General features: G+C 47.7%; 14 protein-coding genes and 1 riboswitch. All 14 genes read right to left on the reverse strand.

All coding sequences use genetic code 11. From position 1 onward, the window contains the following. Window positions 1-15 precede the first annotated feature (15 nt). Window positions 16-834 (reverse strand): F0F1 ATP synthase subunit A, encoded by an 819-nt coding sequence (gene atpB, locus JNUCC31_RS11740; RefSeq protein WP_192271287.1) that lies wholly within the window; start codon window positions 832-834, stop codon window positions 16-18. A 41-nt stretch (window positions 835-875) separates the two neighbouring features. After that, entirely contained in the window at window positions 876-1256 is a 381-nt protein-coding gene (locus tag JNUCC31_RS11745; protein WP_090903511.1) for an ATP synthase subunit I, read from the reverse strand. Then, window positions 1249-1503, reverse strand: a complete 255-nt coding sequence (locus tag JNUCC31_RS11750; protein ID WP_076287589.1) for an AtpZ/AtpI family protein — start codon at window positions 1501-1503, stop codon at window positions 1249-1251. The genes JNUCC31_RS11745 and JNUCC31_RS11750 overlap by 8 nt, the downstream gene beginning before the upstream one ends. A 186-nt stretch (window positions 1504-1689) precedes the next feature. Then, the gene (wecB, locus tag JNUCC31_RS11755) at window positions 1690-2847 is read right to left on the reverse strand and encodes a non-hydrolyzing UDP-N-acetylglucosamine 2-epimerase (protein ID WP_192271289.1); all 1158 of its coding nucleotides are present in this window, start codon (window positions 2845-2847) and stop codon (window positions 1690-1692) included. Between the two features lie 37 nt (window positions 2848-2884). Next, window positions 2885-3514 carry a uracil phosphoribosyltransferase gene (gene upp / locus JNUCC31_RS11760; protein WP_017691929.1) on the reverse strand — a complete coding sequence of 210 codons (630 nt, stop codon included), beginning with the start codon at window positions 3512-3514 and terminating at the stop codon, window positions 2885-2887. Between the two features lie 426 nt (window positions 3515-3940). Further along, window positions 3941-5188 carry a serine hydroxymethyltransferase gene (locus tag JNUCC31_RS11765; protein ID WP_192271291.1) on the reverse strand — a complete coding sequence of 416 codons (1248 nt, stop codon included), beginning with the start codon at window positions 5186-5188 and terminating at the stop codon, window positions 3941-3943. A gap of 217 nt (window positions 5189-5405) precedes the next feature. Beyond that, on the reverse strand, window positions 5406-5999 hold the full coding sequence (locus JNUCC31_RS11770; RefSeq protein ID WP_192271293.1) for a TIGR01440 family protein: 594 nt from the start codon (window positions 5997-5999) through the stop codon (window positions 5406-5408). Between the two features lie 139 nt (window positions 6000-6138). Continuing rightward, a riboswitch (ZMP/ZTP riboswitch) is annotated at window positions 6139-6220 on the reverse strand. Window positions 6221-6309: 89 nt separating this feature from the next. After that, a complete protein-coding gene (locus tag JNUCC31_RS11775; protein WP_192271295.1) occupies window positions 6310-6882 on the reverse strand; it encodes a low molecular weight protein arginine phosphatase in 573 nt (190 codons plus the stop codon). A 121-nt stretch (window positions 6883-7003) separates the two neighbouring features. Continuing rightward, window positions 7004-7564 (reverse strand): manganese efflux pump MntP, encoded by a 561-nt coding sequence (locus JNUCC31_RS11780; RefSeq protein ID WP_192271297.1) that lies wholly within the window; start codon window positions 7562-7564, stop codon window positions 7004-7006. A gap of 173 nt (window positions 7565-7737) precedes the next feature. Then, on the reverse strand, window positions 7738-8931 hold the full coding sequence (locus JNUCC31_RS11785) for an L-threonylcarbamoyladenylate synthase (protein ID WP_192271300.1): 1194 nt from the start codon (window positions 8929-8931) through the stop codon (window positions 7738-7740). A gap of 248 nt (window positions 8932-9179) precedes the next feature. Then, on the reverse strand, window positions 9180-9839 hold the full coding sequence (gene spoIIR / locus JNUCC31_RS11790; protein ID WP_192271302.1) for a stage II sporulation protein R: 660 nt from the start codon (window positions 9837-9839) through the stop codon (window positions 9180-9182). Window positions 9840-10130: 291 nt separating this feature from the next. Next, window positions 10131-11690 carry a glycosyl hydrolase family 18 protein gene (locus JNUCC31_RS11795; protein ID WP_228469625.1) on the reverse strand — a complete coding sequence of 520 codons (1560 nt, stop codon included), beginning with the start codon at window positions 11688-11690 and terminating at the stop codon, window positions 10131-10133. A 770-nt stretch (window positions 11691-12460) separates the two neighbouring features. Beyond that, on the reverse strand, window positions 12461-13681 hold the full coding sequence (locus JNUCC31_RS11800) for an FtsW/RodA/SpoVE family cell cycle protein (RefSeq protein ID WP_192271304.1): 1221 nt from the start codon (window positions 13679-13681) through the stop codon (window positions 12461-12463). A gap of 216 nt (window positions 13682-13897) precedes the next feature. Then, window positions 13898-15118: an FtsW/RodA/SpoVE family cell cycle protein gene (locus tag JNUCC31_RS11805; RefSeq protein WP_192271306.1), complete on the reverse strand. Its 1221-nt coding sequence runs from the start codon at window positions 15116-15118 to the stop codon at window positions 13898-13900. Window positions 15119-15136: the final 18 nt, after the last annotated feature.

The raw sequence follows: 15136 nt of genomic DNA on the forward strand, positions 1-15136 counted from the left end.
TATTGGACTTGAATCTTAATGTTCCTCGTGCGATTCGACGGTTTGTGATATGTATACCATCATCAAAACCGTAAATACGAATGCCTGTATGGCCCCGATGAAAATACTGAACCCCTGCCATGCCGTCAACAGCGGGATTGCTGCAATTGCGCCAATCCATTTGAATGCTGTAAGCTTCATAATCGTGGAGATCAGAACCTCACCTGCAAAGATATTGGCAAACAAACGCATACCGTGTGTCAACAATTTGGATGCCGTCTCCACAATGTTTATTGGGAAGAACAGCCAATGTGGTTGGAAATAATGCTTGAGATACGTTTTGGTGTTTCGGAAAAGTCCCAATCCATGCGCGATAGCAAAAGCAATCAACGCAAGACCCATGGTTACCGAAAGGTCAGCCGTAGGTGATTTCCACCAGGCAACTTCGATATGTGGATGAGCTTCAGGATCCTTCTCATGAGCTTCATGGAACGCTTCCTGGACCGAAACAATTGGCTTGCCAAAGATTTCAGCTTGGCTTACATCCGTAGCTCCAGTGACTACGCCCAAAGGGAGACCCAACATGTTTCCCACAAAGATAAACATAATCATTGTGGTTGCCAAGGTAAGGAAATGTTGCCCCTTCTTCATGTCCATCGTGCTTGAGATCAGGTTGCGTACAAACTCAATCGCCCACTCTAGGAAGTTTTGCATTTTGCCCGGATTATCCACCGACAAGTTCCGCGTAGCCAGTTTAGCAACAATAAATACAATGGCGGATGTTACGATGAGCATGAGCAGAACAGACAAATCCAGATGGAACCCACCCAGGTTAATTATCGGAGATTCATGCATATTTTTCTCACCCCTTTCTCATTCGAAAGCTTGCAGCACCACTATGAGTCTGCTTTGCGGGACAACAATATCCCTATAAATAGCAAGGAAAATTGTGCTATGACCAGGCCAGCTACAACCGCATATAAATTGAAGTATTGCGGATACTGCATCGCCATGAATATAGCGAGTACTGCGAGAGCTGCTCTAGTCAAGAATCCCAGGTTCACTCGCTTAAGGTTTCCTTCCGCTGCACCATCCAACATTCTCCTGACTTTGCGACCCAGATATGAAGCGTTGATCCAACTGATCACCGTTCCCAGGGCCAGTCCCAAAGCTATTGTTTCCACACGGGGCAGAAAGGCCGCTGCGAGAAAACAAATCATAAGAAAGTACATGATGAAAACAGTCATCCATCTGCGGTATCTGGTTAGTTCACTCATCACTTTCCCCCATGAATTTTTTCGCGATAAAGTAGATGCTTACGCCGCCTGCCGCCAAGAAAAAGAGAACGCTTACGGCGATCCATATTCCGCTACCTCCAATGGTCTTGTCCAACCAGGAGCCGACGTAATATCCGGCAACAGCGAGAATGGCAATCTCGATTCCAAAAGCTGTCACGAGCCCCATTGCTTTCCACACATTATCATCATGGTTACGGGATGAATTTGGTTTGTTCGAATCGGCCATTTTCCACGCCACCCTTGCAATCCCAGTTAATTTTACTGAATGATGAGAGCCTTTGTCAATTGAATGATTTTAGCGTTTTAAAGGGGGAAACGACGGGATTACAGGCCATCAGAGCCCATAAACCCGCGTAAACCGTACAGTTTAACTGTATGCTGTACCCTTTATAAATCTGTCAGAAAAAATGAATTATTTTTTGAATTTTCTGTGAAATGATTCCGGACGTTCACTATTCACACCAAAATGGTGCAAAATCGCATTGACAATTCTTTCCGAAGCATGTCCATCACCGTACGGATTGGCAGCCTGACTCATGCTTGCATACAGCGTCTCGTCTGTAAGCAGAGCTCTGGTCCGTTCATATACACGTTCCTCTTCGGTGCCTACCAGTTCAAGTGTTCCTGCTTCGATGCCCTCCGGGCGCTCCGTTGTATCCCGCAGGACGAGCACAGGCACACCAAACGAAGGCGCTTCTTCCTGCAAACCGCCTGAATCGGTCAATATCAAGTGAGTATGCGGATAAAAGTTATGCAAATCCACGACGTCTAGTGGATCAATCAATTGAATACGGGGATGATTCCCCAAAATCGCGTGAGCCGGCTCCTTCACAGCAGGACTTGGATGCACCGGGTACACGATGGCAATATCCTCAAACTCGTCGGCAATCCGTTTAACGGCCTGGAAAATGTTACGGTGAGGCTCGCCCTGGGATTCACGGCGGTGAGCTGTCATCAGCACAAGACGTTTGCCTTTTGCCCAATCCAGTACCGGGTGTGTGTAATCCTGCCGTACTGTATATTGAAACACATCTGTTACCGTGTTGCCTGTGACATACGTACTAGACTCTGATTTATTTTCTTTGGCAAGATTGGAAGAAGACCAGTCCGTTGGTGCAAAATGCAAGTCAGCAAGTACGCCGGTTAACTGCCGGTTCATCTCTTCCGGGTATGGAGAGAGCTTGTTCCATGTTCGAAGGCCCGCTTCCACATGCCCCACCTGGATCTGCTGCAGGAACGCAGCATAGCTGGCTACAAACGTAGTCAGCGTATCACCGTGAACCAGCACGATATCCGGTTTGGCTTCACGCAAGACTGGCTCCAGGCCTCCCAGCACACGAATTGTAATTTCATTCAGCGTCTGGCGATCTTTCATCACATCCAGGTCATAGTCTGGATGAATATCGAATACTTCTAGAACCTGATCCAGCATTTGGCGGTGCTGTGCAGTAACGCAAACGATGGATTCAATCGATTCGGGATGTTTCTGCAGTTCCAAAATAAGCGGAGCCATCTTGATGGCCTCCGGGCGCACCCCAAATATCGTCATGACTTTAATTTTCTTGGACATTGAAGCAAGCCCCTTTTCTATTCAGCATGCAATATGCTTATTTTGTGCCGTACAGACGGTCTCCTGCATCTCCCAGTCCGGGAACGATATAACCGTGATCATCGAGACGATCGTCCAGCGCAGCCACGTAGATGTCTACATCCGGATGAGCATCCTGAACTGCTTTTACCCCTTCAGGAGCTGCAACAAGGTTCATCATTTTGATCTGGGTGCATCCGCGTTTTTTCAACACGTCAATAGCTGCAATGGCAGAACCGCCAGTTGCCAGCATCGGGTCAATTACAATCAATTGGCGCTCTGTCACGTCTGTAGGCAGTTTGGTGTAGTATTCTACCGGTTGCAGGGTTTCCGGGTCACGGAACAGACCCACATGTCCAACTTTTGCAGCTGGCAACAATTTCACAACGCCATCCAGCATGCCGAGTCCTGCACGCAGAATCGGTACCAGTCCGAGCATACGTCCAGAGATGACTTTGCCTTGTGTGGCTGCTACAGGTGTCTGTACATCGATCGTCTCCAGCTCAACATCTCTTGTAATCTCATAAGCCATCAGCGTTGCCACTTCATCCACCAATTCACGAAAATCTTTCGTATTCGTACGCATGTCGCGTATAAACGTCAGTTTGTGTTGAATCAAAGGGTGATCACATATTACTAATTTTCCCATCTAATTTGTCCCTCCGGTAAGTTCTTCATGTTCAGCATTTCCAAATATGCCTAATCACCATTCATAGGCCCGATAAATCCTGTATATTATATCATCACCTACACCGAATTACACCATCAAAGGGCACCTAATCATTACAGAAAACCGAATCCTATAAAAATAGGACCGGAAAAATGAGTCATCCGGTCCTTTTTTCTCTCGCTGTTATGTCAGTTGAATGTTAAAAAAATCTGTAAACACTTATGAAGCTCCGCAAACCGAATGACCTTCTGATCGCTGTTATCCCCAGAATTCTTTGATCCATTAATAAATGGTGGAATTCCGGAGATAAAGGCGAGCGCTACGCTTCTTCAGGTTCTTTCGGTTTGCTCCGTCTGCATGTTTACATTAAGAACACCTCAAATACAAACAGCATGAGCAAATTTTTTAGTATTTAAGGTCAGTGTAGAGCGGGAATTGATCTGTCAGTGCCGTCACTTCCGCACGAGCTTCATCCAATTTCGCTGCATCTTTAGGGTTTTTCAATGTTTTGGCAATGATTTTACCAATCGCTACCATTGCTTCTTCGTTCATACCACGGGAAGTGGCCGCAGGTGTACCGATCCGGATACCACTCGTTACAAACGGGCTGGTTGGATCGAACGGAATTGCATTTTTGTTCACGGTAATGCCGATGGAATCGAGTACATGCTCGGCTTCCTTACCTGTGATGTTTACGCTGCGAGTGTCGATCAGCATCAAGTGGTTGTCTGTACCGCCGGATACGATGTTCAAACCTTCAGCAATCAGCGTTTCAGCCAGAACCTGTGCATTTTTCACGACATTTTGTGCATACGTTTTGAATGATGGCTGCAACGCTTCACCGAATGCTACCGCTTTGGAAGCAATCACGTGCATCAGAGGTCCACCTTGGGAACCCGGGAATACGGCTTTATCAATGGCTGCTGCCCATGCTTTGCGGCACAAAATCATACCACCACGAGGTCCACGCAGCGTTTTGTGTGTTGTTGTTGTTACAAAATGCGCATGTGGAACCGGGCTTGGATGCAATCCGGCAGCCACCAGTCCTGCAATGTGAGCCATATCCACCATAAACAAAGCACCTACATCATTGGCGATGGAAGCAAGCTTTTCAAAATCAATGGTACGCGGATATGCACTTGCACCTGCAACGATCATGCGAGGACGATGTTTGAATGCTGCTTTGCGCACTTCATCGTAATCAATCAGGAACGTATCTTCTTGTACACCATAAGCCACGAAATTGTACAGCAAGCCGGAAGCGTTAACCGGGCTACCATGAGTGAGGTGTCCACCATGCGCAAGGTTCATACCCAGCACAGTATCACCAGGTTTCAAAGCCGCAAGGTATACTGCCATGTTCGCTTGTGCACCGGAGTGAGGTTGAACATTGACATGTTCAGCTCCAAACAATTCTTTGGCACGGTCACGTGCGATATCTTCAACGATATCGACATGTTCACAACCACCGTAATAACGTTTACCTGGATATCCTTCAGCGTACTTGTTCGTCAGTACAGATCCCAGAGCCTCGATAACCGCTTCGCTTACGATATTCTCGGATGCGATCAACTCAATGTTGTTTTGTTGACGTTTCAGTTCAAGATTCATCGCTTCCAGTACTGCCGGGTCATTCTTGCGCAATTGTTCCATGATTAAATTCCTCCCAGTTTATAAGTGAAGTTATAAAGCGAAATCATGTTTACACGAAAACGGAGAGTGCAACACCAATCTGGAGAAGCAGAGCGTTCGCCTTTATCACCGGATTTCCCCTTATATAAGGGATTCAAAAAAATCTGGGGATAACAGCGATCGAAAGATGGTGATGCAATCGAAGTCAGGAGTGTAACCAATCGTTTCGGTTTATATGTTAGTCACAAAATGTCGAATCTGGTTGCTCTTCCATACGATACACTGCGCGTTCGCCGCCAATCAACTTGGGACGAGTCAATGCTGTAGTTACACGGGCATCCCCGATGTAGCGGAGCGCTGTTCGGAAAGGCACCGCCACATGCCGCAGATGCATGCCAATCATGGTTTCCCCGATATCCAGTCCCGCATGGGCCTGCACATGTTCAGCCAGACATGGATCAGACAGTGAGCGATACGCTGCGGATGCCATGGAGCCACCTGCTTTTGGCACAGGTACAGCACCTACCTCAGTCAATCCAAGACGTGTAAGCAAGGAACGCTCCATCACCAGAGCACGGTTCAGGTGCTCACAGCATTGGAATACAACATCAAAACCGAACTCCTGCTGCACCTCGGATATACCTGCAAGAAGCTGCTGCGCCACTTCGATCGCACCGCTTGTACCGATCCGTTTGCCTGCGACTTCACTTGTACTGGTACCAATCACAACGATCTGTCCATGTCCAAGCTGTCCGGCAAGCGCCAATTCACGCAGAATGGATGCGGTCTGTTCATGTAATCCGGGTTGTTCCGAATCCAACTCAATAGTCATCCTATCGCCTCCCGATAAAATCATGCCCGACTTCCTCTTAGCTGTCCTTCGTATTCTTGTACGGCATTTCAGGTACTATTATAGCGAATATTCAGATGAAAGACGAAAAAAAGAGCAGTCTGCGGGTATCGCAGAATTGCTCTTTTGCCCAGGCGACCGGCCGTTTGTTCCGGTGCTCCATCGTGGTTATGCCCACTTCGTCGCCAGTTACACCGGATCCCTGTTTTCCCCTTCATCATAAAACAACCTGCGTCTAAAATCAACGGGTAATTTACATCCTGTGTCCGTTTTTTATAAAAAATGACTCGAATTAATCTAACTTGTCCAAAAGTCTGTCGAGCGCAGTCCGAATCTCTGCCGCGGCTACATTGTAATCATCGCGACTGCCGCCAAACGGGTCCGAAATATCAAAGCTCGGAATGCGCTGCCTGATCTCAATCGCCCGCTCACGCTCAGACGCCAGGATCTCCTGACCGAGTGCACGTTTCATCTCCAATGTGGCAAACAGGCTGTCCAATTCCTGAAGATCATTCAGGACGCTCTCATCATTCTCCACATATTCTTTCAAAGTGTACGTCTTGTGCACCGCGTCGGGAAAAACCTGCATAACATGCTGTTTATGGCTCCGTGTTAACGTTAGAATAAGGTCCGCCCAGCCGACTAGGTTCGGACTAAGCATCGTCGAATGGGGTGGCCCCTCAACGTTATGATCCCTCAATACGGCCTCCGCGTGGTGAGAAATTGGCATGCCCGTTGTTGCGGCTACGCCTGCAGAACGAACATCCACTTGAATGCCCCTCTCAGACGCCAGTTTACGCATAAGCCCCTCTGCCATGGGGCTGCGGCATGTATTTCCTGTACATACAAACAAAATATGTTTCATTGTGTTAGCCTCCCCATTTTGCAAATATTGTCGAATCATGTTCTAAACCCATCTAATCAAGTGAACCTATAACTCTATATTGAAGACTGTACTTGGCTGTAGTCGTCATTAACGTTGTATTCTAAAATATAAACAAAAGTCCAAAAGCAAGCAAGATCGCGCCGCCGACTGCTTCCCCGTAGTCCCCCATATTTTGGCTCACACGCCGTCCCAACAGCAGGCCCATAACAGACATCACTCCGCCGCATACACCGAAAGCCAGCACGGTTAACACCAAATCACTGCTGAACATGCCGAGCGAGACACCAACGGAAAATGAATCAACACTGACACTGAGCGAGAACAAAATCACACCGAGCAAAGATCGATGATCCACCAGCTTGGTATCTCCCTCACGAAAAGCATTCAGAATCATATGGGCACCAAGCAACACCAACAGACCGCCAGCTGCATACGTGGTGATGTCACCCAGCAAAGAACTGACGTATTTGCCCGTATACATGCCGATGAGCGGCATGATGATGTGAAACAGGGCCGTTACGGTACTGATCCGCAATATGTCTCGCAGACGGATACCTTTCATGCCAATCCCGATTCCGAGTGAGAAAGCATCCAGTCCGAGAGCGACGGCCATTATCAAAATGGTTACTAACTGCCCAACATGGGCAGATACATCCCACATCCCCATACCCCCAAGTCACGTAAAGGTTCTTGTACACCATATGCGGACAAGGACATAAACATGACCGGAGAAGTCTTTTGGCATGACTGGCATTCAACGAATGAATGACTAGTCGTGGCTAGAGGACGGATGCAGAAGGAAATATTCTTAGCGATATTATAGAAAAAGGGGAGCTATCCGTTACCGACCTGTATGAGTCGGTGACCTGCCGCCTTGAGCAGCCGATTCATGACGGCTGCTCCCAGCCCTTCGCGCGAGCAGGCCTCAGCCACAATATATGTGGCACCCTGCTCATCGCAGCTGCGCAGCGCGGCGTACAGCCGGTGCGCTGCTTCCTCCAGCTCGCTGGCTTCGCCCAGCGAGAACACGGCATCGGCGCGGTACTGCTCCGCGTGCTCGGCGAACGCCAGCACCGCGGTGCGCTCCCCGCGCTGCGCCGCCTCTGCGAGGGCGGCGCTGATCCAGGCCGCCACCGCTGCGGGCGGCCCCTCCACCACGCACAGCGCGCCTGTGGGCGCATAGTGCGTGTACTTCATGCCCGGCGAGCGCGGCGCCGGGCTGTCATCGCCACCGGGCCCCTCGGCGAGCAGCGCCGGGTCCGTGGCGACACGAGCGGCAACGGCGGACAACTGCTCCGCCGTAATGCCGCCAGGGCGCAGGATGGTGACGAGACCGTCGTCACCGACCTGCACCACCGTGGACTCGACGCCCACCCCAGTGGGGCCGCCGTCCACGATGCCGCCGATGCGGCCTGCCAGATCCTCGCGCACATGTGCGGCGAGTGTCGGGCTTGGCCGCCCGGAGCGGTTGGCGCTCGGCGCGGCGACCGGGCATTCCGCCGCCGCGATCAACTGCAAGGCCACCGGATGGTCCGGCATACGCACGGCCACCGTGTCCAACCCGGCGGTAACCCGCGGGGATACCGCCCCTGGCCTAACCGGCAGCACAAGCGTTAGTGGCCCCGGCCAGAAGGCCGCCATAAGCGCCTCCGCTGTGTCGTTCACTTCCGTGACCAGGGAATCCAGCTGATCCCGATGGGCAATATGCACAATCAGCGGATTGTCCGAAGGCCTCCCCTTGGCTGCAAATACAGCTTCAACTGCAGCTGTACTGCGAGCGTCTGCGCCCAGACCGTATACCGTCTCGGTTGGGAATGCCACGGTCTGCCCTTGACGAAGACAGGATGCGGCATCCTGCAAGTCAGAAAGGGCCTGTTTATACACACTCCCTTTTGCCACATCATCCGAGTTTTTATTGGCTACAAGTACATTGACATCCCACATATGCGTAACCAGTTGCCCTGTACTCTCATCCATCCCCATGCCTTTCATGGAAGACTGATGCAATTGTTCGTTCTCTCTATTCATATATCCATCATTCCTAAACTTCAGTAGGGTAGTAAACGCAAGACATCCCGCTTCCGCGATGCCTTTTTATCTTTTATGGCTGATTCTTATAATTATAACATATCTGCTCCACCCGAGGATGCGTCCCGTTAACAACCATTTAGCTTCATGGGTGAATAACATGTATTCATAATAATAATAATAATAATAATAAAAGGGCACTCCCCTAATTCGAAGTCCCCCTGATCAACTCACTCATACCCACATGTTTATGCAAACAATCCCGTTACCCAATCCCACAACTTTACTGCCATATCCCACAGGAAGAAACGTGCCTCCGGTGTGGCTGCCTGCACGGATGCTTTCGCATCTCCTGGCTCTGCAGACACTGCTGATGCTGTTGCAGGCTTCGCTAGTGCATCACCTGTCCCTGCATCTATGAAGCATAATGGCGGAAACAATACACACCACCAGTTTTGCCCTTCGCCTTTACCCAGTGTTATCCGCACTGCTTCATAATCTCCAGCGGGATATACGGTACCCCCATATAACTTGGTAGGAAACGGAACAACGCCGAGTTCCACCTGATACGAATAGGTTAACCCACGATTGGCAAGCTCTTCGCCCACACGATCCTCGATTTCCGATAAATGCTGACGAATGACCCCACGAGCTTCTTCCAGACTTTGCGGATTCTCCAGCTCGGTTACCCATTCATCCATCTGGGCAACAACTGCATCACGAATCTCGCGTTTGACCAATTGATCCCCCGCTGCATCCGAGTTTGCGAGAATACGCAAGCGAATGGATTGTTCCGGAATCGCTGTGGCTGCCACAGCTGCATCGGTTTTCTGACCTTCCCACATCATAATGACCATCATAAGACATACCATAATAAGTCCAATTTGTTTCACGATTCTTCTGCTCATTCCGTTCTCCCCCTCGGCTCCCATGATCATGATCCCTGTAACTCTCTCATGTCTATCAGTATGCCCGGAAGAGACGGAAGTAAACCTGGTAGATTACAAATCTACTAAAATTTTAATAGGATGGACAGACTTAAAACGAAAGGGCTGTTAGCACGCCTTATGTGTGACGAAAGTCAAAGAAGCACCTGCCTAATGGAACGCTTGTCGGCTGGCACTTCCTTGAAAATCCAATATTCTAACCTACCCTTGATGTTCCAATTTGGCTAGCTGCATGAAGCTCCTGCTTCTCGGTTACTTGTTCACCCGGAAAGCTTCCCAGGCCCCACCAACCGAATTGCGGCTCGCTACAAGTTTACCGCCATTATTCAGATCACAGGTCACATACAGGTTATTGGCGAGTGCCTGCAACGCAATTGTTCCATCACCTAAATCCACACGATTAAATTTCTCCCATTGCTGAATGGTTGTGGCTTTTGCGATCAGGGCACCACCCGCATTAACATCTGCTGTGACATATTTATTATTGATTTTGGACTTGAGTGACACCGTTCCATCGGAATTCGTGATCCATTCAAAAAGCTCCCAGTCTCCAGCCGTCGCCCGATTGGCAACAAGCTGGTCATTGCCTTGATTCTCGGCGGAGACGATTTGCTGATTTGCTTGAGCAACCAAATAGTTGTACCCGCTTGGATTCGGAGGCTGCACCGTGCCACCACCCGTCACCTCTGAATATACGGCCTGAAGCAGCGCACCAGAGCGATCATTGCTGTACTCCCAGAACATGATGCCGCCCAAATTGCTGTTTTTCACATATTGCACCTTCAGGCTGAGCGATTGCGGGTCGTCATAGGAGATAAAGGTATTTCCATTAAACAGATAAGGAGCTTGGGCACTGCTGTCCCAGTACCGTGTATATCCGTTTTTATTTAAATATTGGCTGACAATGGTGTTGTAATCGGGTTCAAAACCACCGGAACCAGGCCTGTCCAGACCATTGTTCGAATTCTGAACACCAGTCCAGGCCCGGCCGTAAAAGGCTCCGCCAATGACCAGTTTGTTCGCGGGAACACCGCTGTTTCTGAACAGATTGACCGCAGAAGTTACGCTTATATCTCTTCCAGACAGATTGGTATGATGCCCTGTAGTAGCGTCCCAGGTTCCATGAAAATCGTAAGTCATCAGATTGATCCAGTCCAGCAGAGGCGTGATATTGTTGATTTCCACACCGTTCAGATAACTGCTGCTTGCTCCGGCGGCAATGGTCAGCAGATATTGCTTGCCATTGATTTGCCCTTGAGCATTCAGCTTCTCACGAACCTTCGCGAGCAGTTGTGTGAAATTTTCTTTATCCTGTGGCCGTGCAGTTGTACCCGCAGCAGGGTTGGTTGGATACTCCCAATCCAGATCGACGCCATCCAAATTATTGGAGGTGACCAGCTGCACAATACTGTCAGCAAACGTTGTGCGTGACGCGTCTGTTAGCGCAGCGTCGGAGAAACCGTTAGCTCCCCAGCCCCCAACAGACAGTAACACCTTCAAATCCGGGTTTCTGGATTTCAGTCCAACCATGAGTTGCAGTTTGGTACGATCTGTATTAGTAATCGTCGCTTTGCCGTTGGAGATGAGAGCGAAGGAGTAATTGATATGAGAGAGCTGCTCTGCCTTGATATCATTTGCGGTCCAATTGGCCCACCCAGCCACATAAGCAATAATTTTTTTGGGAAGGGGAGCTGCGTCAGCTTGTTTCGCTGGTCCGATGGCAAATGTTGAAACGGTTAGCGCAAAAGATAAGAATAAGAGCATGAACACTTTTACCAATGAAGGGATCGTACCAACTCGATTTGGGTTCATTGCATAATTCTCCTTTGATTTTTAATTTTAGAAATTTGCAGTTGCGTTACGCTTTTGTAAGCAGGAGGATCACGCCCTGTACTCCCTACGCCTTCTCTCATTAACGCCCCTGAACGTCCTGTTTTGTTGATCCACATCAGTTTCCACCCTTTCTCGTCGATTTAGGGGAAGCGTTTACATTTTAATGTAATCGATTTCATTTATGATAAAATATATCTGGTTCGTTGAAATTCATGAATAGAATACATAGATTTGCAGAAAAATTAGGCTAGTTCAAAAAGGATCATAGAACGTTGATCTGAAGGGTAATGGGATATCCAAGGATTTTTGCAGCTGAAAAATTTTTAAATCTCGGGAAGAGTACACCAACGAATTAAAATACATTCATCATTGGCATGACAGGGTGCATGGATGAGGAGTAGGTTCATAACCCACTTTCAAAGTATTGATTACTATTTGAGGTGTAGAGTGTAAGTAGGCAGGTAAAATACTTATATAATCTAGTTAAAATTAGGATAATACACAATTGAAATATTTGTCAATAAAAATTAAATTTGTCATTCACCCCGTCTTCTAAGTTCACGGTACCTTTAAACATAAAAAAGATCTTCACCTGAATGCGCAGGTAAAGATCGAAAGGGTAAACCTATCGCAAAGTATCTGGTTTTAATATACGTTCCAACAAAGTGCATTGGAGGATGGGTGTTCATAATAGAGATGCTCAAACCAGTGATGTTCGTACCAGAGAAGTTTATACCAAAATATCAGGCTTATGCTGTTGTCTTTTCCTTTTTGACCAGACTCCATAAGCGTTCCAGCAAGTTAGGTCGTTGTTCTCCCATAAGAAGTTCGTCCTCTTCTTCCTGACCATATAATTTAATACTCATCACCAGCCCGATACACGCCATATTGATGAGTAATGAGGTACCGCCATAGCTGATAAACGGCAGCGTAATGCCTGTGAGCGGCATCAGCCCAAGGAAAGCCCCTATATTTTCAAACACTTGATATAACAGCATACCGATAATACCTACAATCACAATAGGCCCTGCCCGGTCCCTGCAATGTAGAGCGATTAACACCATACGATGGATGAGGATAAAGTACAACAAGAGCAAAACAGATCCACCCACAAAACCAAACTCCTCGGCAATGACCACAAAAATGGAATCTGAATACGTATACGGTACCCGCCCGGATTGCACGGACGTACCCTGCATGTAGCCCTTGCCCGTTATACCTCCTGAGCCTATGGCAAGACCCGCATTTTTCGTATGCCAGGAAGCCTTCGACGTGGCTTTATCCGGGACAAGCCAGGGATCAATTCGCTCAGCCCAGTGTTCCCGGTTCGCCTTTTCCAGAAAAATAAAAATCTCATCGTGATACGACGTATATGTTTTGACAAATCCAAAAAAGGTTACTCCCACAATGGTAAGAGCAATTAGTGCATGAGACCACTTGATATTCCCTATCCATAACACAGCGACCAGAATCACGATGTATCCGAGGGCATTGCCCAGGTCATTCTGAGCCATCACAAGCGCAAAGGGTACGAACGTCCATAATCCGATGGGCACGATATCTTTCCAAAAACGAAGCGTAGACTTTTTTCTTTTGACTAATACATGTGCCAGAAACAGAATCAGGATCATTTTGAACAACTCTGCCGGTTGAAAAGAAAGATATTCATTAATCTTGATCCAGCCATTCGCATTATTGATAGGCCCGCCAACAAAGTTGACAAGAATCAGCAGAACGATCCCGACTCCGTAAATATAGAACGCATATTGGATATACAGTTTATAATTGACCAATCCAATACCAATGATGGCCACGAATCCAATCACGTAAAACAATAACGTTTTGATATGATGATTTCCAAGATTCGGATCGGACTGAATCGCACTGTACACCGTAAATACACTCATGACCATAAGCAACAACAACACAAACAAAATAACCCCGTCCATCTTCTTCAGCATTCTCAGCATGTTCTCACATATCCCCCTGAGGCTCAGTAATCCAATAGTTATTTCCAGTAGTCTTTAATATTACCATTGTATATAATTGGAAGACAACTTGGAAATTACACACGCTAAGAAAAACCCTGAGTCCAACAGATCCTCTTGCTCTGATCTGTTTGGTCTCAGGGTTCCTTTTTTCACTATACTTCGGCCAATCGTCTAGTTCTATTCCTTGAATAAACGCTATTGCTCCTGCTGGGATGGTTTGCGTCTAAACAGCTTCATGACCAGCTCTGTAATGCCTGGTTGTTCTGAGGAACCAAGGATGTCCTCGTTCTCTTCCGTGTGAACCTTGATACTCATCACAATCCCCATGCTGACCATGTTGATCATAATTGAGGTCCCCCCCGAACTGATAAACGGCAACGTAATCCCTGTCAATGGCATCAGACCAATGAACGGACCGATGTTGACAAAGATCTGGTAGAGCAGCATCGCTATAATACCGACAATCAGATAGGGCCCTGCCCTGTCCTTACATTCCAACGCAATCAGCACCAGCCTGTGAATAAGAATGAAGTACAATAGCAGCAACACGGAGGCGCCTATAAACCCAAATTCCTCCCCAATCTGTACAAAGATCGAATCGGCATATGCCAATGGCACCCGATTCGACTGAATCGTTGTTCCTTCCAAATACCCTTTGCCCGTAATGCCGCCAGAACCTATCGCAAGCTTCGCATTATAGGTCTGCCAGAGGACATCTCTTGAGGTCAGTTCCGGCACGAGCCATGGATCGAAACGATCCGCCCAGTGCGAACGCCCAACATCCTTCAGGAATTTCACAATCTCATCATGATAATGAATATAAGCCTGTATACCACCGATAAAAGCAGCCACAGCGATGATAAAACCAATAAGAGCATGGGTGAATTTAATATTACCAATCCATAATAATCCCACAAGAATGACCACATAACTTAACGCATTCCCCAAGTCATTTTGAAGTAATACGAGTAGTAATGGCGGCAGTACACAGAGTGAGATTGGAATGACATCACGTCCGAAATATAGCGGACGATTCTTTTTTCGGGCCAAAAAGGCTGATAAAAACACAATCAGGCACAGCTTGAACAATTCAGCAGGCTGCAGACTGACTCCGAATATGGATAACCAACCTTTCGCGCCATAATATTCTTTACCAAAGAACATAACGAAAACGAGCAGCAGCATACCCACGCCATAGATATACAAATAATTTTTGATAATGAATTTGTAATTGATCATCGAGATCCCAAAAAAGACCACGAAGCCCAAAATATAATACATCACTGCACTTTTCGTGAGTCCCTCCAGCTTGGGTCTGCCAAAGGTGGTACTATAGATTGACAAGATACTGATGACCATCAGAATAAGCAATATAAAAACAATCGAGTAGTCTATTTTTTTGAATTTATGCAGCATGTAATTATGTTCCTCCAA

The sequence above is a fragment of the Paenibacillus sp. JNUCC-31 genome (genome assembly GCF_014844075.1).
GTDB lineage: Bacteria > Bacillota > Bacilli > Paenibacillales > Paenibacillaceae > Paenibacillus.